A 23,116-nucleotide genomic window follows, 5' to 3' on the forward strand; every position below is an offset into this window, starting at 1 on the left:
CCCGCTCCCGCAAAAGGGCAAAGTGGACGACTTTTACGCCGCCCGCAGCAACACTTCGTCGCCGCTACCGTGGTCTAATTTTGCACCGCCGTTCTCAACGACGAACAGGCATTTGGCGATGTCGTCATTGTCCTTGAGCAAGGTTGATGCCTTGAAGGATGTCAGCGTCTTCCCGCTGCCGGTGGTGTGCCAGACATAGCCGTTACCGCAGTTCTGGTGGATGCACTCCACAATCGCCTTCACAGCATAGATTTGGTAGGGCCGCATCATCATCAGCTTCTGTTCGCTGGCAACAAGCACCATGTAGCGGCTGACCATCTGGCCAAGGGTGCACTTCGCCAGGAATTTCTCGGCAAAGCTGTCGAGATGCGTGACCTTCTTGTTATCCTCGCTGGCGAACTGATAGATCGGCAGGAACCGCTCATCGGCATTGAAGCTGAACTGGCGCGCGTTGTTGTTGGCGAAATACCAAGTGTCGGTGCGATTGCTAACGACGAAAATCTGGATGAAGCAAAGCAGTGTTTTGCCATATCCGTTGCCGGGATCGGTCTTGTAATCGACGATCTGCTGCATGGCGCGGCGCGGGCTGACAGCCATCGTCTTAAGCTCAATCTGCACGGCAGGCACGCCGTTGATGAGCAGGATCACGTCATAGCGATGGTGGCTGTTATCCGTGTTGATGCGGAGCTGGTTGACCACCTCGAACGTGTTTTTGCACCAATCCTTGATGTTGACCAAGGTGTAGTTGAGCGGCGTGCCATCATCGCGCTCAAAGCTGCTGTATCCGCGCAGGATGTTGGCGGCGGCGAACACGTCGGGAGTGGTGATGCTCTCCAGCAGACGCTGAAATTCGGTGTCGGTGAGGCGGACGCGATTGAGGGCTTCGAACCTCTCCCGAAAGTTTTGCTCGAGTGCTGCTCGGTCACGAATATCTGGGCGATACTCGTATTTTAGCTCTTCAAGCTTTGAAATCAGTTCCCGTTCAATGGTGCTTTCGGCTGTCGTCATTGGTCCGATCTGGCCTCAACTTCAAGATTTCATGTGCATAGGCATAAAGATACATCTACTGGTCACGCCCTTACTGGCTCCCCCGCGGCCTGGGGCGTCAACCTGCTCTGTCACCGGACGTAGCTCCGTTTACCGCAGGCTGAAAGGCTGCTGTCCATATCGAACCGTCTCCAGCTTCGATAGAAGTTTGTCCTTTAAGGACATGGCCATGGATATCAGCCCCCTGCGAATACCCCTAAGCCTATCGGATGTTTTTCCAAGTTGCTTGGCTGCGACCCTAGCCGATGCAAGGTGAGCCGTTGTCGATGCTCCTCCCCAACCACTCCGCCGCCTTCGCCGCCGCACTGGCAGCGGTGAAGATCGCGCGGTTGTCGCCCTTGAGCACCTTGAGCCAGCTGGCGAGGTAGCAGGCATGATCCGGACGCGGGGTGACCGACAGGCCAAGGTCGCCGCAGAGGAAGGCTGAGCCAAGCTCGGCGACCAGCTCTTCCATGGCATAGGCCTCGTCGCCGAAGCGCTTGCCGAAGGTTCGGGCGAGGCGGTGATCGGCCCCGGTCCAGTGAACCAGCTCGTGAAGCAGGATGGCATACCAGTTCTGCGCGGCACTGGCGGTGCCGGTAGCGAAGAACCGTTCACGATCGGGCATGGTAATCGTGTCGGTGCACGGGGTGTAGTGGGCGCTCTCGCCCTGGATGCGGATGGCAGCACCGGTGGAAGCGATGAAGGTCTCGACATCAGGGATGGGATCGAACGCCTCGGCTTCCGACACCTCGGGCAGAGCATAGCCCTCAACCTGCGCGATGTTGAACACATGCGAGCCCTGCGCGAAGATCCGGCCCGCGCCCTCTCGCGCCTCGACTTCGCTGTCCTCGGGCTTGTCCAGGACCTTGTAGAACACGATCGGCGAGGCCTTCTCGCCCTTGCGGACCTGCGCGCCCAGCGACTGCCACTGGCGATAGGTCGCCCAGAGACCGTGCCCGAAGTCCTGCGCTTCGGCGCTGGCCCAGAGGGCGAGGACATTGACGCCGCGATAGGCCTTGCGGGTGACCGCATTGACGGGGCGCGTGAGCGGGGCGCTGCTGCGGTGCCATGGGAGCGTGTAGTCGCCGGTGCCGCGCTCCAGCGCGGCGATGATCTGGTTGGTGATGGTGTCGTAGATGCTGGCGGTTGCGGTGCGGGCCATGGTAAATCCTTCGTCCTGTCGTTGGGAACGCGGATGAAGGGACGGGCCGGATGGCCGGGCGGGTCAGCGTGAAACGCGCAACAGCCAACACGGGAGGGCGAAGCCCGAAGGAGCGGGCAGGCTGTTGATCCCGCCCGGCACGGGCCGTCACACAGGAGCAGGTCATTCCAATGGCAGGGCAAAGGATGCCCTAGCGCTGTCAGCACACGCCCGAAATCCATGCAGATGCCTGCCCGACTCGCATACGAGCGCTGCGGTGCAGCTTGGCGTGACGCCCCATCCTGAAAGCCGCTTTGGCCTCAGCCCCGCTAAACTGCCGCCTTCGCTACGCCGCAGTGCCCGCACGCGATTTTGAGCTTGCCTGACGGCCAGTGGTTGCGGTGACCTCAGTCACGGGGTGCCACTGCAGATCAACCGATGGAGGTCAGTCCTATGCCAAACACAACCGACAGAATCATCCGCCTCAGGACCGTTCTTGATCGAACAGGCCTTTCCCGCTCGACCGTGTACCGCAAGATTGCCGAGGGCACATTCCCGAGCCAGGTGAGGATCAGCGTGCATGGCGCAGGCTGGCGGGAGTCCGCCATCAATCGCTGGATCGCAGACCCGGTCGGCTATCGAGAGGACATAACCGACCAGGTCGCGCGGACACTAAATGCCGCGGAAGGCTCACGCTAGGCCCGTGCCCTGAGTTTCCTGACGGTCTCATCAGATACATCCGCCCGCAACTCGTCGAGATAGTCGCTCCACCACTGGTGCATCGCAACACGCTCGTCCCAGTAGCGGCCACGGTTGTAGGTGCCACGAATGGCATTCGAGTCCGCATGAGCGAGTGATCGCTCGATCGCATCAGGCGACCACTTGCCGCTTTCGTTGAGAAGGGTCGAAGCGGTAGTTCGCAAGCCATGCGCGGTCACTTCCCCGACTGCGTAGCCCATCCGCCGGAAACACTGATTGATCGTGTTCTCACTGAGCGGGCGCCGCCAGGTGTGGAATGCCGGGAAGACATAGCCGTCAGGCCCGGTGAGCTCGAACAGCTCGCGCAGGTAGGCGAGGACCTGACGGGACAGGGGAACCTCGTGCGGTCGGCGCATCTTCATGCGTTCGGCCGGAATCTTCCAAACCGCGTTATCAAGATCGAACTCCGACCAGACCGCCATGCGCAACTCTCCCGGGCGCGTCATGACGTGGGGCGAGACTTGCATGGCGAGCCTGGAGATTTTGTGCCCGCTGTAGTTGTCCATGGCGCGCAGCAACTCGCCCAGCTGCTTGGGGTCGAGGATTGCGGCGTGATGCTTGGTCTTCGGCACCACCAGCGCGCCACGCAGGATTGCGCTTGGGTCGCTCTCGCCGCGTCCGGTCGCGACGGCATAGCGGAAGACGCGGCCGGCAAAGGACCGGCAGCGTCGCGCCGTCTCATACTTGCCCTGCGCCTCGACGCGTTTCAGCGCAGCCAACAGGTCAACGGGCTTGATGTCGGTGACCGGGAAGGTCCAGAGCGGCTTGAGCTGTTCAAGCAGCCAATTGGCTTTCTGGGTGGTCGCCTCAGATTGTCCCTCCGCCACACGCTTGTCGATGTACTCCTTTGCGATGTCGCCGAAGGTGTTCGCAGCACTGAAGCGCGCGACGAGCTTCTCGCGCTTGCGCTCCAGCAGCGGATCAATTCCCGCTTCGACCTTCTTGCGGGCCTCGTCGCGCCTCGCGCGGGCTTCTGCAAGGCCGACATCAGGATAGCGGCCGAGCGCGAGCCGCTTTTGCTTGCCAGCGTATCGGTATTTGTAGCGCCACAGCTTCGATCCGCTTGGATGCACCTCAACGTACAGGCCACGATCGTCGGTGTGCCGGGTGATCTTCTCCGACGGGCGGAGGCTGCGGATTTTCAGATCTGTGAGCGCCATTCTCGATTCTCCTCAGCAGGTCCCGGAAGGGACCAGCGAGTGGCAACGGGGTCATGGGGCCACTGCAATTTCTGGCGGGGCCATATCGACCCTAGCGTGGCACTTCATGGCCCCGGATTGCCTGAAATCGGCTGGCACAATCCGGGATCGGTGAGGGTCAAAAATGGCAGATTTCCGCCGTTTTGTCGACCCTTTCGGGATGTCATGGGATTGAGAAATGGTGCCCAGAAGAGGACTCGAACCTCCACGCCCTTGCGAGCGCCAGCACCTGAAGCTGGTGCGTCTACCAATTCCGCCATCTGGGCACGGTGCAACCGGTCATCGCTGCCGGAAGCTGGGTAGGGGCGGGCGATTAGCCGGGGGTTGAGGGGCTGTCAATGCAAACCTCACCGACCGATAAACATTGCGCGCGGCTGGCCGCCGAAAGGCCAGAACCGGGCGAAAACCTGCTGCCCAGCAGGCATCAAGTCAGCGTCAGCCAGGCGTATGGAGCGATTTGGAGCGGGTCTGCGCCGATCCGCCCGGATTTCGCCAACTCTCAGCCGCCGGAACTCTTGCCTGTCAGCCCGCGTTGACGCAAAGCGCTGCCAGCAATTCGCCACGGCACCAAGAGCACCCTGACCATGCCCACCTCCTCTCCGCTTTCCGGCCAGCTTATCACGATTTTCGGAGGCACCGGCTACATCGGCAATTATGTCGCGCAAAGTCTGCTGGCGCGCGGCGCGCGGCTGCGGCTGGCTAGCCGGTCGCCCGGCAAGGCGCAGGATCTCAAGCCGCTCGCCAATCTGGGACAGTTGCAGCTGATGCCCTGCGATATCACGCGCGACGAACACGTCGCCGCGGCGCTGGATGGGGCGAGCCATGTGGTCAATCTCGTTGGCGCCTTTGCCGGCGATCTCGAAAAGCTGATGGGTGAGGCCCCCGGCACCATCGCGCGGATGGCGCAGAACAAGGGCGTGAAGTCGTTCGTCCACGTTAGCGCGATCGGCGCGGATGACGCTTCGTCCACGGCCTATGCGCGCGGCAAGGCGCTGGGGGAACGGCGGGTTTTCGAAGCTTTTCCCAAGGCGACGGTGCTGCGGCCTTCGATCGTGTTCGGCAAGGACGACAATTTTCTGAACCTGTTCGGCGGCATGATCGAGATGCTTCCCGTTCTCCCCGTGTTCGGGCCGGAGGCGAAGCTGCAACTGGTCTATGCCGATGATGTGGCCGAGGCGGTTGCAGTGGCGCTGGAGCACCCGGAACTGCACGGCGGGCACATCTACGAACTGGGCGGGCCAGAGCAGCTGACCATGATGGAAATCCACGAACGGATCGCCGCCGCGCAAGGGCGCAAGCGCACCTTCCTGCCCGTGCCGGACAGCCTGAGCGCGACCTTTGCCGCCCTTCCCGGCACTCCGATGAGCCGCGACCAGTGGACGCTGCTGAAGCCCGGTAGCACGGTTGCACCGGGCGCGCGCGGTTTTGCCGAATTGGGGATCGAGCCCAAGCCGCTGGGCCTGTTCCTCGACAAGTGGATGCTGCGTTATCGCAAGCATGGCCGATTTGGAGCGGCGAACGCGCGGGCCAAAGCGCGCAAGGCTTAGGCGGGGCTTAACTGAGTGCTGCAGTAAGGTTTTCGATAACTCTGACGATGATGGCGGCTTTATCGCATGTGCTGCGGAAAGCTGCCTTTCGGTTATCGACCCCGAAGCCGTCGTTCTGAGATCGCCTTGCTGACCTGTTGATCCTGCCATCTCAGCTTCAATGAACCATATGGTCGAGTGAAATAGCACCTGCTATCGACACGCTGTGCTCAAGGACATGAACTTCAAGGGGAAGTGGCGCGACTATCAGGCGCGTGTCCTGGAGGAGATGGACGATCATCTCGGTGATCGCCGCCTGCACGTGGTTGCGGCTCCAGGTGCAGGCAAGACCGTGCTCGGCCTCGAAATCGTCCGGCGCATCGGCAGACCCGCGCTCGTCTTTGCACCAACAATCGCGATCCGCGACCAATGGGAACAGCGCCTCTGTCCGCTTTTTCTTAATTCGCCGCCGGCTGCCGTTTCGATCTCCCGCGACCTTGCCGATTTGCGCCAGCTGACGCTGACGACTTATCAGGCGCTCGATGCCTTGCGCCGGGGCGAAGAGCTTGAGGCGCTGATCGATACCCTAAACAAATGCGGCCCGCTCACGCTTGTGCTTGACGAGGCACATCATCTGCGGCGCGAATGGTGGAAATGCCTGATCGAGCTTGCCAACCGCTTGCAGGACGTCCGAATTGTATCCCTGACCGCGACTCCGCCCTATGATGCCAGCTTCGCCGAATGGTCGCGCTACGAGGAGTTGTGCGGGCCGATCGACATCGAAATCGGAATCCCCGAACTGGTGCGCAATGGCGATCTTTGTCCGCATCAGGATCACCTGATCCTGTCAGCGCCGACCGAGGACGCCCTTGAACTGCTGGAGCAGCGACGCAAGGCGATCGGGGAACTTGCGCGCGAACTGCGTGCCGATGACAGCTTGCTCGACTGGCTGGCTGCACATCCGTGGCTGACCGATCCCAAGGCGCATGTCGAATCCATTCTCGAAGCGCCAGACATGCTTTCGGCAGTGCTTGTCCTCCTCGCTTCGGCAGGGCGCGATCTGCCCAAGTCTGCGCTGAAATTACTTGGCGTGTCGGCGCGCGATGTTCCCGCGCCTTCGGTGTTTTGGCTCGAACGGTTCCTTGATGGGCTGATCGTCCAGCACACTGCCAGCTTTCCGCTCGAACCTGCGCGGCTCAAGGCCATGCGCAATCGGCTGCATCGCCAGGGCCTGATCGAGGGCGACCGGGTGCGGCTGACCCACACACGATCGGTGTTCAAGCTGATGACGTCCAGCCTCGCCAAGATGGACTCCATCGTCACGATTGCCCGCGCCGAGACCGCTGCACTCGGCGCCGACCTGCGCATGGTCGTTCTATCCGACCACATCCGCGCCGGCGAACTGCCCGCGCGTGCCGATACGCCCTATGTGCCAGCCAAGCTTGGGGTCGTGCCGATTTTCGAGATGCTGCGCCGCTCGGCCATCGACGAAGATTATCTCGGCGTGCTGACCGGTAGCCTTGTGCTGATACCGAGGCGGGCGCTTGCCAGCCTGCACGCAGTCGCAGCGGAGATGCGGCTCGACCCGTCAGATTTCCGGTCTTCCGATCTAGCCGCCTGCCCGGATCATGTGCAGATCACGTGCCGCACAGGAAGCTCGGCGGGGCTGGTGCGGGTCATCACGGAGCTGTTCACCCGCGGCGACCTTCATATTCTTGTCGGCACGCAATCGCTGCTCGGCGAGGGCTGGGACGCGCCGGTGCTCAATAGTCTTGTGCTGGCGAGCAACACCGCATCGTTCATGCTGTCCAACCAGATGCGCGGGCGAGCGATCAGGATCGACCCGGCCCGGGCAGACAAGGTCGCCAATATCTGGCACCTCGCCACGCTCGATCCGGCGGACCGCGAAAGCTGGGACGTGCTGGCGACGACCCTCAACTGGGGATTTCTGGGCGACAGCGGCATGCCGAGCATTTCCGATCTCGGCGTGGTCGCGCGGCGGTTCAAGGCGTTCGAGGGGATTGCGAATGGCGCGTCGACGCTGATCGAGGATGGTGTGGCGAGGCTCGGTGTCGACCCTGCATCGTCGATGGCCACCAGCAACCTTCGCACGTTCAGTATTGCCGCTGACCGTCCAGCCATTGCCGAACGCTGGCGAGTCTCGCTTGGCGAAGGAGACGCGCGAGCCCGCGTGCGCGAAACGGCGGCAACTAGCTATTCCCCGCGCGCGCTCAGCTGGTTCGACACTCTGCACGCGCTTGGCTGGAGCGCGGTGGGTGGCGGCGCGCTTGCCGCGGCTAACGAGCTCCGCGAGGTGCAGACCTATGCGGATTTCGGTATGGTAGGCATGGGGATCGCAGGAGTGGCGACCCTGGCGAGCTTGCCTCGGCTGATAAAGGCAGGCCGGTTGGCGTGGCGCAACGGCTCGCTCGAAGGGTCTTTACACGAGGTGGTATGGGTGACGCTGCGGGCGCTGGTCGATGCCGATCTCCTCAGCGGACGGGAACTGGAATACGCTGCAGTTGAAATCCTCACCAGCGTCGACGGGCGCAAGGATGTGGTCCTGACCGGGGTCAGCCGCGCCGCCGAACGCCAGGTGATGCAGGCTATCGCCGAGATTCTCGGACCGGTGCAGAACCCGCGCTATCTGCTGGTGCGCCGCTCATGGCTGGGGCCGCGAAGGCGTATCGATTATCACGCGGTCCCGGCGGCATTGGGGACCCGCAAGGAATTCGCCGAGCGCTTTGCGGAGCTTTGGCTGGAGCGAATTGGCTGTTCCGATCTCGTTTTCGCTCGGACCGCAGAAAGCCGCCTGCTTATTCTGCAAGCGCGAGCGTCGTCTTTTGCAGCCGGATTTCAGCGAAACGTCGACCGCCGCTCGGTATGGCTCTGATCTGGCGAGCTACACTGACCTTCGGCAGATGATAATCAGGCAACGAGCCACGGCAGAAAACCACCCACGACCGGCCATGCGCCGGGCCTGCGCGCGATCCCGAAAGCGGCACGGCAGCTTGACCCAGGTCGCGAAAAATTCCTGCCGTTCACCTATCGACCCCGAAGCAGAGGGCATTCGTCAAAATATCAAAACCAAAGGCGGACCAGTAGCAAATCACCGGCTTTCACTACATCTCTATTAATTTATGATCAGTTCGATTTGATCATTGATCTGCTCGACTTCAAAGAACTTTCTCTCGGTAAGCGGGAGTCCGCATTCTTCGGCGAAATATCCCGCCGTTCCACGCCAAACTCCAACAATATCTATCGAGGACATGTCGGGTTTTCGTGCGCGAATGAATTCTGCCGCTTGGCTGCCATCTTTTATGAATGCAGTGTAGACATTTTCACTTTTATAAAGAGCTGCATGCTCGGCGGTATTATTCAAAGTAGGGCCGCTTATCTTCAAGAAGAAACCGCCCGGCGGAGAAAATGGATCGGAGTCCGAGTAGGTTAACCTGCCGCCCCACGTGACGCGCTTGCCGTCTAAGGCACAAGGGTCATTAGAGGAGCAGGAGGCGAGCAGGGTGGCTACAAAAGCTACCATCGCCAGCGCGACCCCTTTTTCAAAATCACGCATGGCGGATAAATGTTCCCGGACAATCGCTATAAGGCTACCGCAGACCCATGCGCTTCGCAACGTCCGGAAACAGGGCAGCCGTAGGTAAAGCCGCCGTTCGCCTTACCACCCATTCCCAGCCATCCAATACACCGCTGCGGCAGCCCGAAAGCGGACCGTCGTGACTTTCGCCACGATGGTCCGCGCCGAGCGGCGCCGAAGTCCTAAGCCAGCGCGGCGGCGTAAAGCGCCTTGAGGTCGGCCTCTCCGCGCGCGGCGGCTGTTACATTATACGCCGGGCTGTCGGGAACCATCCAGCCGTGATCGCCTGGATAGACGGTGACCACCGTGTCAACGTCCGCTGCCTTGGCAGCTTGGGCGAACACGGTTTTGTCAGTCGGCGCTTTGGCATCGTCGTCTTGCGCGACGGCGATCAGCAGGTCGGCATCGACCTTGTCCAGCAGCGCATGCGGGCTCATCGGATTGTCTACCCGCACCAGGCCGCCGCCGTGGAAGCTTGCTGCGGCCTTGATGCGTGATGGCACGGCGGCTGCGCTCCAGATGGTGAACGGCCCGCCCATGCAATAGCCCTGCGTGCCGATGCCGTGGGCCTGATCGACGCCTTCCTGCCGGTCAAGCCAGTCCACGATTGCCGTGGCATCGCGCATGATCGCCTCTGCATTCAGTTTGCCCCGCCACGGGCCAACCTTCTGGAAGCCGCCGTCTGCGATGAAGGCGGCGAAATCGGCAAATTGTTCGCCGGTCACGTCGCGGTAATAGGGGTTCACCACCAGCACGGCGTAGCCCGCGGCTGCCAGTTTGCGGGCGATATTGCGCTTGGCCTCGCGGATGCTGGCGATGTCGGGCCACAGGATCACGGCCGGGTGAGTGCCGCTGTCCGGTTGGACGAAAAACCCGTCCAGCGTGCCGTCCGGGGTGGGGAAGTTGACGCCGCGTTCCTTCAGGCCGGGGGCCGGGTCTTGTGCATTGGTGGCGCTTTCGCCGCCGGCACAGGCGGTCAGGGCTGCAGCGCCGGTCAGCGCACCGAACTGCCGCCGGCTGATGGTCTGCTTGGCCCAATCGGCCAGCTTGCTTTCATCGCACATTGAAAAGTCTCCTGTTGGCCCCATCCGCCGCTCTCCACTTGGCAGGAGCGGTAGGCATGGACAAGCCGCGAATGACGAGGCACGATGTTGCAAAAGCGCATAAGCGACAAAAACAGGGAGAGCGGGTTTGATGGACCTCAAGCGGTGGGCGCTGGGCGGCGCGCTGTTGATATCGGCGGGGACGCTGGCCAATTGCAGCCAGATTTTTGAAGCAACCGGGGCCGGTGGTGAGGGCATCACCACCGCCATGCTGGTCGGGGCAGACGGCGACGGAGCCAACTGGATCAGCCACGGGCGCACCTATTCTGAACAACGCTATTCGCCGCTGGACGCGGTCAACCGCGAGAACGTGGGCCAGCTTGGCCTTGCCTGGTATGCCGATATGGATACCGCGCGCGGTCAGGAAGCGACCCCGCTGGTGATCGACGGCAAGCTCTATCTCACCACCGCTTGGAGCAAGGTGAAGGCCTTCGATGCCACCACGGGCAAGCCCTTGTGGGAATATGACCCCAAGGTACCCGGCGAAACCGCGGTCAAGGCCTGCTGCGATGTGGTGAACCGCGGGCTGGCCGCATGGGGCGACAAGCTGTTCTTCGGCACGCTGGATGGCCGGCTGATCGCGCTCAACCGCGATACCGGCGCAGTCGCGTGGGAAAAGGTCACGGTCGACCAGTCCAAAAGCTACACCATCACCGGCGCGCCGCGCGTGATCGATGGCAAGGTCATCATCGGCAATGGGGGTGCGGAATTCGGTGTGCGCGGCTTTGTTGCCGCCTATGATGCGAACAGCGGCGAACAATTGTGGAAGTTCTACACAGTGCCAGAGGGCGGCGATCCCAAGGATGCGCCCGCCTATCTCCAGAAGGCGGCTGAGACCTGGAACATGGACGTGCTGGGCGCGTCGGATGCGATTGGCGGCGGCGGGACGGTGTGGGATTCGATGGCCTACGACCCCGATCTCGATCTGCTCTATATCGGGGTGGGCAATGGCAGCCCGTGGAACCGCGCCTATCGTTCACCGGGCAAGGACGGCACGGGTGAGGGGGATAACCTCTACCTTTCCAGCATCGTAGCGGTGCGCCCCAAGACCGGCGAATATGTCTGGCATTACCAGACCACGCCGGGCGAGACCTGGGATTACACCGCCACCCAGCACATCATGCTCGCCGACATGGAAATCGACGGGGCGATGCGCAAGGTGCTGATGCAGGCGCCCAAGAATGGCTTTTTCTATGTGATCGACCGCGAGACGGGCAAGTTCCTCTCCGCCAAGCCCTATGTCAGCGTCAACTGGGCAACCGGGATTGACCCCAAGACCGGCCGCCCGATCGAAAATCCCGAAACCCGCGTCGACAAGACCGGCAAGCCCGCGGTGGTCACGCCCGGCGCGCTGGGCGGGCATAACTGGCACCCGATGGCCTACAGCCCCACCGAAAACCTCGTCTATATCCCCGCCTTCGAGGCAGGGATGATGTACGCGCCCGAGGCGGACTGGAAGCCCGACACCGCGCGCGGCTTCAATGTCGGCTTCAACCTTGGCGCGGGCGATCTGCCGCCCGATGGGGGCTTCCGCAAGCAGGTCGCGGGCACGCTCAAGGGCATGCTGGTGGCGTGGGATCCTGTGGCGCAAAAGCCGCGCTGGACGGTTGAGCACCCCGGGCCGTGGAACGGCGGCTTGCTGGCGACGGGCGGCGGCCTGGTGTTCCAAGGCACCACGGGCAGCGAATTCAACGCCTATGATGCTGCGAACGGCAAGAAGCTCTGGAGCTTCGCCGCGCAAACCGGGGTGGTTGCACCACCGGTCACCTACACCGTCAATGGCGAGCAATATGTTGCCGTGCTGGCCGGCTGGGGCGGGGCCTATGCCCTGTCGGTCGATGGCGATCTCATCAACCGCAAGGCGCCGGTGCGCAATATCTCGCGCCTGCTGGTGTTCAAGCTGGGCGGCGCGGCCAAGCTGCCGCCAGAGCCCGCGCTGGCCGATCTCCCGCTCGACCCGCCGCCCAGCACCGCGGCGCCCGAGGTGATCGCCGTGGGCCAGCTGAAATATGGCCGTTACTGCGCAGTATGCCATGCGCCGGGCGCTGTCGGATCGACCGTGCTGCCCGATCTGCGCCGAGCCGGATCGCTCGAAAGCGCGGCGGCGTGGAACGCGGTGGTCGAAGGCGGCGCGCTGAAAGATAACGGCATGGCCAGCTTCAAGGGCTCGCTCACCAAGCAGGAGATCGAAGCGATCCGCGCCTATGTCATCAAGCGTGCCAATGAGGACAAGGCGATCGAGGGGACGAAACGGGTCGCGCGCAAATGATCGAACCGGGTGATCCCGCCGACATCCGCCATTGGCAGCGGCGGGCGGATGGAATCACCACTTCGGGCAAGCTTGAAGCGGGCGACCCTGCGCGGCTGGCGGCGATCGGGGTGCGCCATGTGGTGAACCTCGCGCTCGCCAGCCACCCCGAAGCGCTGGCGGACGAGGCGGCGCTGATGGCGGCCCACGGAATCGCCTATACCCATATCCCCGTGCCCTTCGATGCGCCAATGCCGCAGCATGTCGCCGCGCTCACGCAGGCCCTTACCGCGCGTCCCGGCCCGCATCATGTGCATTGCATCATGAACTGGCGGGTGACGGCGTTCTTCTACCTGATCGACTGCGCCGCCGGTGTGCCCGAGGCTGAGGCTCGGGCGCGCATGGCGACGGTTTGGAACCCGCTGGAGGACGATACCGCACCCGCCGTGTGGCGCGATTTTCTGCTGCGGCCTGTTCAGTCGCCTGCCGGGCCGGTGTAATCCGCGCCGTAAACCGCCACCCTGAAGTCGCGGTGCAGATCATTGTCGAACGGCACTTTCTGGGTCGCCAGAATCACCGCCATGTCCTGCGCCGGATCAACCCAGAACAGCATCGAGGGCAAGCCATCCCAGTAAAATTCGCCGACGCTGCCACGATTTTCTTGCCCAGACTGCGGCTGGCCGGTGCGCACGAACACATCGAAGCCGAACCCGCCATTGCCCTTGCCCACCAGCCATGACCGATTGGCTGGCGGAATGCGCGGATCGAGCTGGTCGGTCGCCATCAGTCGGATGGTCGACGGCTTGAGAATGCGCACACCGTCCAGGCTGCCTTCGCCCAGCAGCATCCGCGCAAACTTCATGTAATCATCGACCGTGGACACAAGGCCTGATCCGCCCATGGTCATCGGCTGGCCCGTGAAGCTGGCGTTGAGCAGGCGGTCGTCGCTCCACGGTGCCAGCGCACCGTTCTCGCCTTCATAGATGCGGGCGAGGCGCGGGCGATCAGCGGGGCTGCGCTGCCAGCCGGTGTCCGTCATGCCCAGCGGCTGGAAGATCGCCTGCGCCACATATTCAGCAAACGGCTGGCCCGACAACACTTCAACCAGCCGCGCCTGCACGTCGACGCCCGCGCTGTAATTCCAGTGCGTACCGGGATCGTGGAGCAGGGGCACCTGCGCCATGGCCTGCGAAAATTCCGCGAGCGTCTTGTCGGACGAGAGCGGCTGCAAGCGCGCCCACACCCGGTCGGCGGCGTTCTGCGGATTGCCGCCCGCGCCATAGGTGAAGCCTGCCGTGTGGCGCAGCACATCGCGCACCGTCACCTTGCGTACCGGCGCGCGCAGGATCGGCGAGCCATCGGGATTTTCGCCTGCCAGCACCATCAGCCCGGCATATTCGGGCAGGTGCCATTCCAGCGGATCATCCAGCCCGAACTTGCCCTGTTCCCACAGCTGCATCAGCGCGGTGCCGGTGACCGGCTTGGTCATCGAGTAGATCTGGAACAGGGTGCTGCGGGTGACGGGCTGATCCGCCTCACGATCGGCATCGCCTGCTGCGGCAAAGCAGCGCTCCGCCCCGTCCTTCCATACCAGCGCCGAAGCGCCGACGATGCGGCCCTGTACCACAGCCGTGTCGAGAAAAGCGGCGATTGTCGTGCAATCAGGCTGATAGCCGGGCGCATCCTGCGCTGCTGCGGGCACTGCCGCCGCCAAGATCAACGCCGTCGCTGCCAGTGCCACCTTCATGCGCGTCTCTCCCGTTGTTGGCTCAGCCTCTGAACACCACCGTGCGGCCCGCGTTCATCAGCACACGTTCCTGCGCGAACAGCCGCACCGCTTCGGCCAGCACCCGGCGTTCGATATCGCGACCCTTGCGCACCAGATCCTCGGGGCTGTCGGCGTGCGAGATGCGTTCGACATCCTGATGGATGATCGGGCCTTCATCCAGATCAGCGGTGACGAAATGCGCGGTCGCGCCGATGATCTTCACCCCGCGCGCGTGCGCCTGATGATAGGGCCGCGCGCCCTTGAAGCCGGGCAGGAACGAGTGATGGATGTTGATGCAGTGTCCCGCGAAATGGGCCGATTGTTCGTCCGAGAACACCTGCATGTAACGCGCCAGCACCACCAGTTCGGCGGCGGTTTCGGCGGCGAGTGCGCGGAATTGCGCTTCGGCCTGCGGCTTGGTGTCGGGGGTCACCGGAATGTGGTGGAACGGAATGTCGCCAATATCCACCCGGATCGCGGCGTCGCGCGGGTGGTTGGAGACAATCGCCACCACTTCGATTGGCAATTCGCCGGTGCGGCAGCGATACAGCAGATCGACGAGGCAATGATCGAACTTGCTGACAAGGATGATGGTGCGGCGCGGGCGATCTTCCCGCGCCATCTTCCATTCCATGCCGAATTCGGCGGCAAGGCCCGTGAAGTCCGCGCGCAGGGCCTCGGGCGTCGAGCCGTCGGGATCGAACACCACCCGCATGAAAAAGCGGTCGGTCCCGCCAGCCTCTGCCCGATCGTTGAATTGCTGCGCGTCGAGGATGTTCGCGCCCCGCTCGAACAGGAAGCCAGTAACCCGCGCGGTGATGCCGGGCCGGTCAGCGCAGGCGAGGGTGAGGATCAGCGGGGCGGCCATGCTACTTGGCGAGCGCCGCCTCGCACTGGCACATCAGTTCGGCGATGATGTCGGCGGCGGGCTCTTCCTTGGTCACCATGCCGACCGATTGGCCTGCCATTACGCTGCCATTCTCGACATCGCCATCAATCACCGCGCGGCGCAGGGCACCGGCCCAGAAATGTTCGATCTGCAATTGCGCTTCGGCCATGTCGACTTCGCCCGCGTCTAGAAGCGCGGCGACTTCGCGCTGCTTGGCGGTGAATTCCTCGGTCCCCTTGTTCTTCAGGGCGCGCACCGGGATCACCGGCAGGCGCGGGTCGACTTGCACCGATGCTGTCGCATCGCGGGCATTGGCGCGGAAGAACGCCTTCTTGAAATCGGGGTGAGCGATGCTTTCGGTCGCGCAGGCGAAGCGGGTGCCCAGCTGCACGCCTGCCGCGCCCATTTCGAGATAGCTGGCAATCGCCTCGCCCCGGCCGATCCCGCCCGCGACGAAGACAAGGTGGTCAGCGCTGAGTTCGGGCAGGATTTCCTGCGCGAGCACGCTGGTGGAGACAGGGCCGATATGCCCGCCCGCTTCCATGCCTTCGATCACCATTGCGTCCGCGCCTGACCGCAGCAGCTTCTTCGCGAGCGCGAGGGTGGGGGCAAAGCAGATGACCTTCGCGCCGCCCTCTTTGATCGCCTCGACGCTGCCCTTGGGCGGGATGCCGCCAGCCAGTACCACGTGGGTCACGCCATGCTTGCGGCACACGGCGATCAGATCGAACAGGCCGGGGTGCATGGTGATGAGGTTGACGCCGAAGGGCTTCGACGTGAGCGCCTTGGTCGCGGCAATCTCGCGGTCGAGGATGTCGGGCGTCATCGCGCCGCAGGCGATCACGCCGAACCCGCCCGCATTGCTGATCGCGGCGACAAGGTTGCGCTCGCTCACCCAGCTCATCGCACCGCACAGGATTGCGGTGTCGCAGCCGAGGAAATCAGCGCCGCGCTGCATCAGGGCAGCGGTGTGGGGATAGTCATTCATGGCCGCGCCCTAGTCGTCTGCGGAGGAATAGACAATCCGCACCGCGTCGGCGGCCTGTTTGGCCAGCGCTACGGCGCTTGTCGCGGTTTCGGCGCGGGCTAGGGCCACGCCCATGCGGCGGTAGGGGCGGGTAACCGGCTTGCCGAACAGCCGCACGTCGACGTCCGACGACAGGGCGAGCGCATCGCCCAGCCCTTCAAACGCGAAGCTGGCACTGTCCCGGTCGGCAAGGATCACGGCCGAAGCGGAAGGGCGGGCCGCGATGCTGTCCGGCACCGGCAGGCCAAGGATCGCGCGGGCGTGCAGATCGAATTCGGTGAGGTCCTGGCTCGCCAGCGTCACCATGCCGGTGTCGTGCGGGCGGGGGGAGAGTTCGGAGAAGATCACCTCCTCGCCCTTGACGAAAAACTCGACCCCATACAGCCCCCAGCCGCGCCCGCCCCCTTGCAGCGCCATGACGACCTTGGCGGCCATGTCCTGCGCGGCGGCGAGCGCGGCGGCGCTCATTGCGGCCGGTTGCCAGCTTTCGCGGTAATCACCGCGTTCCTGCCGGTGGCCGATGGGCGGGCAGAAGCTGATCCCGCCTGCGTGCCGCACCGTCAGCAGAGTGATTTCGTAATCGAAGGCGATGAACTGTTCGCAGATCACCCGCGCGCGGTCGCCGCGCATATTGGCGACGGCGTAATCCCACGCGGCCGCCAGCGCTTGGGGATCGTCGACCTTGCTCTGGCCCTTGCCGCTGGAGGACATGACCGGCTTCATGACCAGCGGGTAGCCGATCCGCTCGGCAATGGTCTGGGCTTCGGCGAAGCTCTCGGCATAGCCATATTGCGATGTGACGAGGCCCAGCTCGCCCGCCGCCAGATCGCGGATCGTATCGCGGTTCATGGTCAGCTGCGCGGCGCGGGCCGAGGGGACGATGGTGAACCCCTCCTGCTCCAGATCGCCCAGCACTTCGGTGCGGATCGCTTCGATTTCCGGCACGATCAGATCGGGGCGGTGCTTCTGTGCCGCCGCGCGCAGCGCCGCGCCATCGAGCATGGAGAACACCTCGTGCCCATCGGCCAACTGCATCGCAGGGGCGTTGTCATAGCTGTCACAGGCGATCACCCGCGCCCCGAGGCGCTTGGCGGAAATGACGAATTCGCGGCCCAGCTCGCCCGAACCGAGCAGCAGGATGGTGGCAATGTGGCTCATGCTAGCGGTTTAGCCGCCCGCGCTTTCAAGTCCAGACGCGATCAAGCCGCCCGGCGATGCCCCGCCACGGCCACCTGACGCCCGCCGCCCGCGCGGGCCATCACGAGGCCCAGCTCTGCTTCGCGCAACGTCCAGTCGACCGTGCATTCCACCCGCGCCAGCCCCGCGCTGGCGGTCAATTGCGGGGCCTTGGGCTTGGCCGGGCTTGGGCCCGGGCTCGGGGCAGCGAGGCCGGCGAAGGTGGTGACCACATCCTGCACCCATTCGCGGGCCACCCGCGCAGTCATTTCGGGCAACAGCACAGCAAACCGCTCCCCATCCAGCTGCGCCAGTTCATGCCCCGGGAGGGCCATGGTTTCGAGGAACTTGGCAAAGCCCCACATCACCTCGTCCGCGGTGCGCTGGCCATAACGCAGCAGCAGCGCGCGCATCCCATCGACAGCCAGGACAGCAACCATTTGCCCGCCGCCTCTGGCCAGATGCCGCCGCAGGCTGGCGCAGAAGGCCTGCCGATTGGCAAGCCCGGTCAGCGGATCAGTGACGGCCCTGGCATGCAGTTCGCCCTCAAGACTGCGCAATTGCTGCACGGATCGCATCAGACATAGCGCGCCATCAGCGATGCCGCTGGCATTGCACATCGGCCTGAGGCTGAGCGCATACCAGCGCTGACAATGCGCTTCACGGCAGGTATCGCGCTCTGCGCAGGCGATGACCGGGAATTCCACCCAGCCGCCGTGCGCGCCCCCGGCAAGCGCCGCGTTGACGTGCGCGCCCAGAAAGGCGGCATGATCCCGCTCGGCCAGATCGGTGATATGCGGCAGCAGCAGCGCGGCTGACAAATCCAGCCCCAGCTCGGCGATGTTCGCGGATGCGTGGATGATAAATCCGTGGCGGTCGAGCCTCACCACAATATCGCCGGATGCCTCTTCCAGCAGGCCATGCAGCACATGACCTTCGACGTCATTCAAACCAATTTTCATACCGACAGTGCCCCAGCGGTCCAACGAATGATTCGCCAACTCGCTCCTAGCCAGACTTACTTGGTGACAAACATGAATCGATTTTAAGAAAACTTTCCCGTGCTTTCCCGAATATGACTCTTTTATTTGTTAGATAAGTAAACTTACTTGACTAAAAAACGAATCGCCTCCGGGTTTCGTTTACCATATTTTGCCAAGAGGGCAGTCTATCCAATACGTATTTGATACATTAAGTATCGACTTCTAGGGGTGGATACCTGTCCGGATTACAGTTCCACCATGATCCGCACCGCATCTGTGGATGTGCCGCAAGCCTCGGCAATGCGCTGACGGCACTCGGCGATCACGGCATCGATGTCGCGCGCTCTGCCGGGGCTGGCAGATAGCACTGCGGGATCGACACCCAGGGCAGCGGCGATGGCGTCAAGCCGTTCGGGTAGCGGCCGGGCCTTGCCCTTTTCCCACGCCCAGACCGTGGGTTTGCTCACGTTGAGAATGGCCGCCACATCGGCAAGGGTCAGGCCGGCTTCGCGCCGCAACCGATTGAGCCGCGGGCCAAGCGGTTCGCCAGCAGACAAGAGGGGGGCAGCCGGCACAGCCTCGGTCGGAACGCCCGGCGCAAAGCCTTGCAATTGCGCTGCGGCCAGCGCTGCGGGGCCCAGCGTCTGGCGGAAGGCGCAGCCGTAAAGCCGCTCGCTGCGCCACACCACTTGCGCTGTCACAACGCCGGCTTGCGGCAGGTCGAGCGCAAATTCATCGCCCGCTTCCAGCGCCAGCCCGGTTTCCAGCAACAATCCGGCAGCCGAGATGTTGTGGATGGTGACATTGCCACCAGCCATCCCTGCGGCAAAGCCGCTGGTTTCCAATCGCAGCGCACGCCGCTCGGCGCTGCGGGGGTTCGCGCGTTCGCCAACGCCGGTGCCCGTGCTGGGGCCCGCGCGGGGATCGTCAAGATGGGCCTTGATGGCCATGATGTGCGCCCTTTCGCTCTCGCTATGAGAGGCCGCACATTCCCGCTCAAAAGGTTAAAGCGCCGTCACCTAAAATGGTTAATTCCGACGAACCGAGCTTTCTTTCAGCTAACCGCATCCAGCCCGTAAGCTGTATGCAGCACGCGCACGGCCAGTTCGGTTTCATCCTCGTCGATCATCACGCTGACCTTGATTTCCGAGGTCGAAATTGCCTGAATGTTGATGCCCCGATCCGAAAGCGCGCGGAACATCGTGCTGGCGACGCCAGCATGGCTCTTCATGCCGACGCCCACGACGCTGATCTTGGCGATCTTGCTGTCGGTGATGATGCGGTTGAAGCCGATCGCATCGCGCCGGTCCTCCAGCAGCGCCTGCGCGCGGGCGAGGTCGGACTGGGGGACGGTGAAGGTCACGTCGGTCTCGCCCTTGTCGCGGCCCACGTTCTGGATGATCATGTCGACATTGATCGAGGCCGCGGCGAGCGGTTCAAAGATGTTCGCCACCGCGCCCGGACGGTCGGGCACGCGGGTGAGGATCACCTTGGCTTCGTTCTTGTCATGCGCGATGCCGGTTACAAGCTGGCGTTCCATCAGGCCCTTCTCCACCAATTCGTCCATTTCTTCGTCCGAGACGATCATTGTCCCGGGCAGATCATCGGCAGGCGGGGCGCCATCGCCGATAAAGCTTGATAGCACCTGCACCCGCACCTTTTCCTTCATGGCGAGGCCGACCGAGCGGGTCTGGAGCACCTTGGCCCCGACGCTGGCGAGTTCGAGCATTTCTTCATACGTCACCGCCTTCTGCTTCCTCGCCTTGGCGACGATGCGGGGGTCGGTGGTGTAGACGCCGTCGACATCGGTGTAGATGTCGCAGCGATCCGCCTTGATCGCGGCGGCGACCGCGACGGCCGAGGTGTCCGATCCACCCCGGCCCAGTGTCGTGATGCGGCCATCATCCGATACGCCCTGAAAACCGGGGATCACGGCGATCTCGCCCGCTTCCATCGCGGCGATCAGTGCGGGCGCATCGATATTGTCGATGCGGGCCTTGGCGTGGGCTTCGATGGTCTGGATCGGCAATTGCCAGCCAAGCCAGCTGCGCGCCTTGCAGCCCAAGGCTTGCAGCGTGAGCGCCAGGAGCCCGCTGGTGACCTGTTCGCCGCTGGCGACCACCACGTCATACTCCGCCGGGTCATACAGCGGATTGGCCTCGCGGCAGAAGTTCACGAGCCGGTCTGTCTCGCCCGCCATGGCGCTGACGACCACCGCGACCTGATCGCCGCGGGCCGCTTGCGCGCGCACAAGATTGGCGACACGGCGGATGCGCTCCGTCCCGGCCATGGACGTGCCGCCGAATTTCATCACGATGCGGGCCAAGTTGCAGCTCCTGCTGGTGAGTGTACGCGGGCGCTGTTAGGGTGGGTTCATGGGAAACGCAAACATTCCGAATGTTACAATTCGCCCCGAAGAGGCAGATTTTTTCGCAAAGCTGGCGCGCGATTGGTGGAATCCGAAAGGCCCGATGGCGAGCCTGCATCAGGTGAACCCGGTGCGCATGGCGTTTATCCGCCAAGCGATTGATGCGCATTGGCCCGCTGCGCAGGCGCAAGGCCGGCCCTTGGCGGGCAAGGCAGCGCTGGATATCGGTTGCGGGGCCGGGTTGGTGTGCGAGCCGCTGGCGCGGCTGGGCGCAAACGTCACCGGGGTGGACGCGGCGGCAGAAAATATCGCGGCGGCCGCCGCTCATGCCGAGGGCATGGGTCTGGATATCCGGTATATGGCGGGCGAGGTGGCGGGCCTTGATATCGGCACCTTCGATCTCGTCACCTGCGTCGAGGTGATCGAGCATGTCGCCGACAAGTCCGCCTTCCTGCGCGATGTTGCTGCGCGACTGGCGCCCGGCGGGCTGCTGATCATGTCGACGCCGAACCGCACGGCGGCGTCCCGCGTGCTGCTGGTCGGCGCGGCGGAGGCCGTTGGCTATGTCCCCAAGGGCACGCACCATTGGGAAGATTTTATCACGCTTGAAGAGTTCGAAGCGCTGCTGGCAGATGCGGGGCTGACGATCACGGCCCGGCGCGGGATTGCTTGGCGGCCTGGCAAGGGGCTGCATCTGTCGGATGATCTGTCGCTGAATTATATTCTGAGCGCGAGGCGGGCCTCATAATGATCCGTTCGTGCTGAGCTTGTCGAAGCACCGTTTTTCTTCATGAACCGGACGCGCGCCTCAAAAAAAGGCAGTCCTTCGACAAGCTCAGGACGAACGGATTTAGGAACAAACTCGCCCCTTCAGCGGCCCATCGCTGAACACTCCCGCCACGCCCGCCGCCTTCAGCAAGGCAGCCAGCTTCACATCGCCGCAGCCCTTGCCCTTGGGATCATCGCCCGTCCGCAACATTGGCGGCAGGAATTCGTTTTCGGGCCGCACTGTCCATGCATGCACCGCCAACCCTGCTGCCTTGGCATCGGCGACCAGCGCGGTCGGCGCGCCGTCGGGCGTCAAGACCAGCGCAATATGCGCGCCGACCGCGTCGGCATATTTCGCGACCTCTGCCAGCCCCGTCGGCGTCACCATTTCGGCATAGCGCATCGCAGGCTCGTCCGCCGGGCCGCTGATCGGCGCGACCAGTTGCACCAGCTTGAACCCGCCTCCGCGCGCTTTCAGGCGTTGCAAGGGCGCGATCTCGAAGCTCTGGATGAAAACCGGATCTTGTGCGGTGATGCCAAGCACGCGCAGTTCGCGCAGCAGCAGATCGACCATATCGATCCCGGCGTTCTGGAGCAGGAATTCGGGGTGCTTCAGTTCGGGATAAAGCCCGATCCGGCGCCCGGTGGCGGCTTCCTTCGCGCGCACCAGCTTCACGATCTCGGCGAAGGTCGGCACCTGATACAGCCCATCAAACTGCGCATTGGCAGGCCGCAAGGAAGGAATGCGTTCTTTTGCGCGCAGGGTGCGCAATTCGGCGAGGGTAAAGTCCTCGGCAAACCAGCCGGCGATCTTCTGCCCGTCAATCGTCTTGTCGCGGCGGCGGTCTTCAAACTCCTCCCGGCTTGCCACATCCGTGGTGCCGGACAACTCGTTTTCGTGGCGCGAGACCAGCACCAGATCCTTGGTCGCGACCAGATCGGGCTCGATATAATCCGCCCCCTGATCGATCGCGCGTTCATAGGCGGCGAGGGTATGTTCGGGCCGTTCGGCGCTCGCGCCGCGGTGCGCGATGACAAGCATGTCCTGCGCGGCGGCAGGGCCAGCGGCCGCTAGCGCCGCGGCAGCGATCAAAGCAAAGCTGCGGACCATTCGTCTTCCTTGAAACCGACCAGAATGCCGCGCGGATGTTCGACGACCGGCCGCTTGATGATGCTGGGCTGCTGAACCAGCAAAGCGACAGCTGTGTGACTGTCAGCCGCCGCTGCCTTATCGGCATCGGGCAGCGCGCGAAAGGTGGTACCCCGGCGGTTGACCACGCTGTCCAATCCGGCGGCTGCAATCCAGCGGGCGATCCGATCGGGGCCGGCGCCTTCCTTCTTGAAATCGTGGAAGACATAGGCGCAGCCCCGCGCATCCAGCCACGCGCGCGCTTTCTTCACCGTGTCGCAGTTGGTCAGGCCATACAATGCGATGTCAGCCATTAGACCTGTTGCGAAAGCCGGGCCAGTTTGATTTTTCTGGGACATCGAGTGAGGACAGGGGGGTGTCTTTTGATGCAAGGGATCAGAAGCCGGC

Annotated in this window: 20 protein-coding genes and 1 tRNA gene; 6 read left to right on the forward strand and 15 right to left on the reverse strand. The window is 63.4% G+C overall.

Annotated features, from left to right (window positions below; genetic code table 11):
- Positions 1 to 33 precede the first annotated feature (33 nt).
- Together C0V72_RS13820 and C0V72_RS13825 are read right to left on the reverse strand one after the other, a co-directional pair.
- Positions 34 to 1,008 (reverse strand): type I restriction endonuclease, encoded by a 975-nt coding sequence (locus C0V72_RS13820; protein ID WP_199797800.1) that lies wholly within the window; start codon positions 1,006 to 1,008, stop codon positions 34 to 36.
- 277 nt (positions 1,009 to 1,285) lie between these two features.
- Complete coding sequence (locus tag C0V72_RS13825) at positions 1,286 to 2,191, reverse strand: ArdC family protein (RefSeq protein ID WP_101794729.1); 906 nt, start codon at positions 2,189 to 2,191, stop codon at positions 1,286 to 1,288.
- 417 nt (positions 2,192 to 2,608) lie between these two features.
- Between C0V72_RS13825 and C0V72_RS13830 the strand changes: the two genes are divergently transcribed.
- Complete coding sequence (locus C0V72_RS13830) at positions 2,609 to 2,869, forward strand: helix-turn-helix transcriptional regulator (protein ID WP_442792589.1); 261 nt, start codon at positions 2,609 to 2,611, stop codon at positions 2,867 to 2,869.
- Here the strand turns inward: C0V72_RS13830 and C0V72_RS13835 are convergent.
- Together C0V72_RS13835 and C0V72_RS13840 are read right to left on the reverse strand one after the other, a co-directional pair.
- On the reverse strand, positions 2,866 to 4,089 hold the full coding sequence (locus tag C0V72_RS13835) for a tyrosine-type recombinase/integrase (protein WP_101794730.1): 1,224 nt from the start codon (positions 4,087 to 4,089) through the stop codon (positions 2,866 to 2,868). The two genes, C0V72_RS13830 and C0V72_RS13835, sit on opposite strands and share 4 nt — an antisense overlap.
- A gap of 218 nt (positions 4,090 to 4,307) precedes the next feature.
- Positions 4,308 to 4,394: transfer RNA gene (locus C0V72_RS13840), tRNA-Leu, on the reverse strand.
- A gap of 318 nt (positions 4,395 to 4,712) precedes the next feature.
- On the opposite strand from C0V72_RS13840, the gene C0V72_RS13845 reads away from it, so the two are divergent.
- Both C0V72_RS13845 and C0V72_RS13850 read left to right on the forward strand, forming a co-directional pair.
- Positions 4,713 to 5,675, forward strand: coding sequence for a complex I NDUFA9 subunit family protein (locus tag C0V72_RS13845; RefSeq protein WP_101794731.1), 963 nt, complete (start codon positions 4,713 to 4,715; stop codon positions 5,673 to 5,675).
- Between the two features lie 217 nt (positions 5,676 to 5,892).
- Positions 5,893 to 8,547 (forward strand): DEAD/DEAH box helicase family protein, encoded by a 2,655-nt coding sequence (locus C0V72_RS13850; protein WP_101794732.1) that lies wholly within the window; start codon positions 5,893 to 5,895, stop codon positions 8,545 to 8,547.
- Positions 8,548 to 8,787: 240 nt separating this feature from the next.
- Here C0V72_RS13850 and C0V72_RS13855 read toward each other — a convergent pair whose 3' ends face one another.
- Positions 8,788 to 9,228 carry a hypothetical protein gene (locus tag C0V72_RS13855; RefSeq protein ID WP_101794733.1) on the reverse strand — a complete coding sequence of 147 codons (441 nt, stop codon included), beginning with the start codon at positions 9,226 to 9,228 and terminating at the stop codon, positions 8,788 to 8,790.
- A gap of 203 nt (positions 9,229 to 9,431) precedes the next feature.
- Positions 9,432 to 10,313, reverse strand: coding sequence for a dienelactone hydrolase family protein (locus C0V72_RS13860; protein ID WP_101794734.1), 882 nt, complete (start codon positions 10,311 to 10,313; stop codon positions 9,432 to 9,434).
- Positions 10,314 to 10,443: 130 nt separating this feature from the next.
- Here C0V72_RS13860 and C0V72_RS13865 point away from each other — a divergent pair, with 130 nt between their 5' ends.
- Positions 10,444 to 12,621: a PQQ-dependent dehydrogenase, methanol/ethanol family gene (locus C0V72_RS13865; RefSeq protein WP_101794735.1), complete on the forward strand. Its 2,178-nt coding sequence runs from the start codon at positions 10,444 to 10,446 to the stop codon at positions 12,619 to 12,621.
- On the forward strand, positions 12,618 to 13,100 hold the full coding sequence (locus C0V72_RS13870; RefSeq protein WP_101794736.1) for a beta-lactamase hydrolase domain-containing protein: 483 nt from the start codon (positions 12,618 to 12,620) through the stop codon (positions 13,098 to 13,100). Before C0V72_RS13865 ends, C0V72_RS13870 begins: the two co-directional genes overlap by 4 nt.
- Here C0V72_RS13870 and C0V72_RS13875 read toward each other — a convergent pair.
- From C0V72_RS13875 to C0V72_RS13905, 7 genes are all read right to left on the reverse strand, one after another.
- A complete protein-coding gene (locus tag C0V72_RS13875) occupies positions 13,076 to 14,347 on the reverse strand; it encodes a serine hydrolase domain-containing protein (RefSeq protein ID WP_101794737.1) in 1,272 nt (423 codons plus the stop codon). The genes C0V72_RS13870 and C0V72_RS13875 overlap by 25 nt on opposite strands.
- Positions 14,348 to 14,369: 22 nt before the next feature.
- On the reverse strand, positions 14,370 to 15,236 hold the full coding sequence (gene purU / locus C0V72_RS13880) for a formyltetrahydrofolate deformylase (RefSeq protein WP_101794738.1): 867 nt from the start codon (positions 15,234 to 15,236) through the stop codon (positions 14,370 to 14,372).
- A gap of 1 nt (position 15,237) precedes the next feature.
- On the reverse strand, positions 15,238 to 16,245 hold the full coding sequence (locus C0V72_RS13885) for an NAD(P)H-dependent flavin oxidoreductase (RefSeq protein WP_101794739.1): 1,008 nt from the start codon (positions 16,243 to 16,245) through the stop codon (positions 15,238 to 15,240).
- 9 nt (positions 16,246 to 16,254) lie between these two features.
- Complete coding sequence (purT, locus tag C0V72_RS13890; protein WP_101794740.1) at positions 16,255 to 17,442, reverse strand: formate-dependent phosphoribosylglycinamide formyltransferase; 1,188 nt, start codon at positions 17,440 to 17,442, stop codon at positions 16,255 to 16,257.
- A gap of 41 nt (positions 17,443 to 17,483) precedes the next feature.
- Entirely contained in the window at positions 17,484 to 18,422 is a 939-nt protein-coding gene (locus C0V72_RS13895; RefSeq protein ID WP_101794741.1) for a GGDEF domain-containing protein, read from the reverse strand.
- A gap of 266 nt (positions 18,423 to 18,688) precedes the next feature.
- Complete coding sequence (locus C0V72_RS13900) at positions 18,689 to 19,393, reverse strand: helix-turn-helix domain-containing protein (protein ID WP_101794742.1); 705 nt, start codon at positions 19,391 to 19,393, stop codon at positions 18,689 to 18,691.
- Positions 19,394 to 19,497: 104 nt separating this feature from the next.
- On the reverse strand, positions 19,498 to 20,769 hold the full coding sequence (locus C0V72_RS13905) for an aspartate kinase (protein WP_101794743.1): 1,272 nt from the start codon (positions 20,767 to 20,769) through the stop codon (positions 19,498 to 19,500).
- Positions 20,770 to 20,818: 49 nt separating this feature from the next.
- Between C0V72_RS13905 and ubiG the strand changes: the two genes are divergently transcribed.
- Positions 20,819 to 21,559 (forward strand): bifunctional 2-polyprenyl-6-hydroxyphenol methylase/3-demethylubiquinol 3-O-methyltransferase UbiG, encoded by a 741-nt coding sequence (gene ubiG, locus C0V72_RS13910; RefSeq protein WP_101794744.1) that lies wholly within the window; start codon positions 20,819 to 20,821, stop codon positions 21,557 to 21,559.
- A 102-nt stretch (positions 21,560 to 21,661) separates the two neighbouring features.
- On the opposite strand, the gene C0V72_RS13915 is transcribed toward ubiG, so the two are convergent.
- Entirely contained in the window at positions 21,662 to 22,690 is a 1,029-nt protein-coding gene (locus tag C0V72_RS13915) for a glycerophosphodiester phosphodiesterase family protein (protein WP_101794745.1), read from the reverse strand.
- Positions 22,669 to 23,022 (reverse strand): arsenate reductase, encoded by a 354-nt coding sequence (locus tag C0V72_RS13920; protein WP_101794746.1) that lies wholly within the window; start codon positions 23,020 to 23,022, stop codon positions 22,669 to 22,671. Before C0V72_RS13920 ends, C0V72_RS13915 begins: the two co-directional genes overlap by 22 nt.
- Positions 23,023 to 23,116: the final 94 nt, after the last annotated feature.

Source organism: Porphyrobacter sp. TH134, from assembly GCF_002855495.1.
Classification (GTDB): domain Bacteria; phylum Pseudomonadota; class Alphaproteobacteria; order Sphingomonadales; family Sphingomonadaceae; genus Erythrobacter.

Coding starts and splice junctions, on each gene's coding strand:
- C0V72_RS13830 (WP_442792589.1), top strand. CDS start 2,609: ATGGAGGTCAGTCCTATGCCAAACACAACCGACAGAATCATCCGCCTC.
- ubiG (WP_101794744.1), top strand. CDS start 20,819: ATGGGAAACGCAAACATTCCGAATGTTACAATTCGCCCCGAAGAGGCA.
- C0V72_RS13875 (WP_101794737.1), bottom strand. CDS start 14,347: ATGAAGGTGGCACTGGCAGCGACGGCGTTGATCTTGGCGGCGGCAGTG.
- C0V72_RS13895 (WP_101794741.1), bottom strand. CDS start 18,422: ATGAAAATTGGTTTGAATGACGTCGAAGGTCATGTGCTGCATGGCCTG.
- C0V72_RS13885 (WP_101794739.1), bottom strand. CDS start 16,245: ATGAATGACTATCCCCACACCGCTGCCCTGATGCAGCGCGGCGCTGAT.
- C0V72_RS13865 (WP_101794735.1), top strand. CDS start 10,444: ATGGACCTCAAGCGGTGGGCGCTGGGCGGCGCGCTGTTGATATCGGCG.
- C0V72_RS13820 (WP_199797800.1), bottom strand. CDS start 1,008: ATGACGACAGCCGAAAGCACCATTGAACGGGAACTGATTTCAAAGCTT.
- C0V72_RS13870 (WP_101794736.1), top strand. CDS start 12,618: ATGATCGAACCGGGTGATCCCGCCGACATCCGCCATTGGCAGCGGCGG.
- C0V72_RS13915 (WP_101794745.1), bottom strand. CDS start 22,690: ATGGTCCGCAGCTTTGCTTTGATCGCTGCCGCGGCGCTAGCGGCCGCT.
- C0V72_RS13855 (WP_101794733.1), bottom strand. CDS start 9,228: ATGCGTGATTTTGAAAAAGGGGTCGCGCTGGCGATGGTAGCTTTTGTA.
- C0V72_RS13835 (WP_101794730.1), bottom strand. CDS start 4,089: ATGGCGCTCACAGATCTGAAAATCCGCAGCCTCCGCCCGTCGGAGAAG.
- C0V72_RS13860 (WP_101794734.1), bottom strand. CDS start 10,313: ATGTGCGATGAAAGCAAGCTGGCCGATTGGGCCAAGCAGACCATCAGC.
- C0V72_RS13845 (WP_101794731.1), top strand. CDS start 4,713: ATGCCCACCTCCTCTCCGCTTTCCGGCCAGCTTATCACGATTTTCGGA.
- purU (WP_101794738.1), bottom strand. CDS start 15,236: ATGGCCGCCCCGCTGATCCTCACCCTCGCCTGCGCTGACCGGCCCGGC.
- purT (WP_101794740.1), bottom strand. CDS start 17,442: ATGAGCCACATTGCCACCATCCTGCTGCTCGGTTCGGGCGAGCTGGGC.
- C0V72_RS13900 (WP_101794742.1), bottom strand. CDS start 19,393: ATGGCCATCAAGGCCCATCTTGACGATCCCCGCGCGGGCCCCAGCACG.
- C0V72_RS13850 (WP_101794732.1), top strand. CDS start 5,893: ATGAACTTCAAGGGGAAGTGGCGCGACTATCAGGCGCGTGTCCTGGAG.
- C0V72_RS13920 (WP_101794746.1), bottom strand. CDS start 23,022: ATGGCTGACATCGCATTGTATGGCCTGACCAACTGCGACACGGTGAAG.
- C0V72_RS13825 (WP_101794729.1), bottom strand. CDS start 2,191: ATGGCCCGCACCGCAACCGCCAGCATCTACGACACCATCACCAACCAG.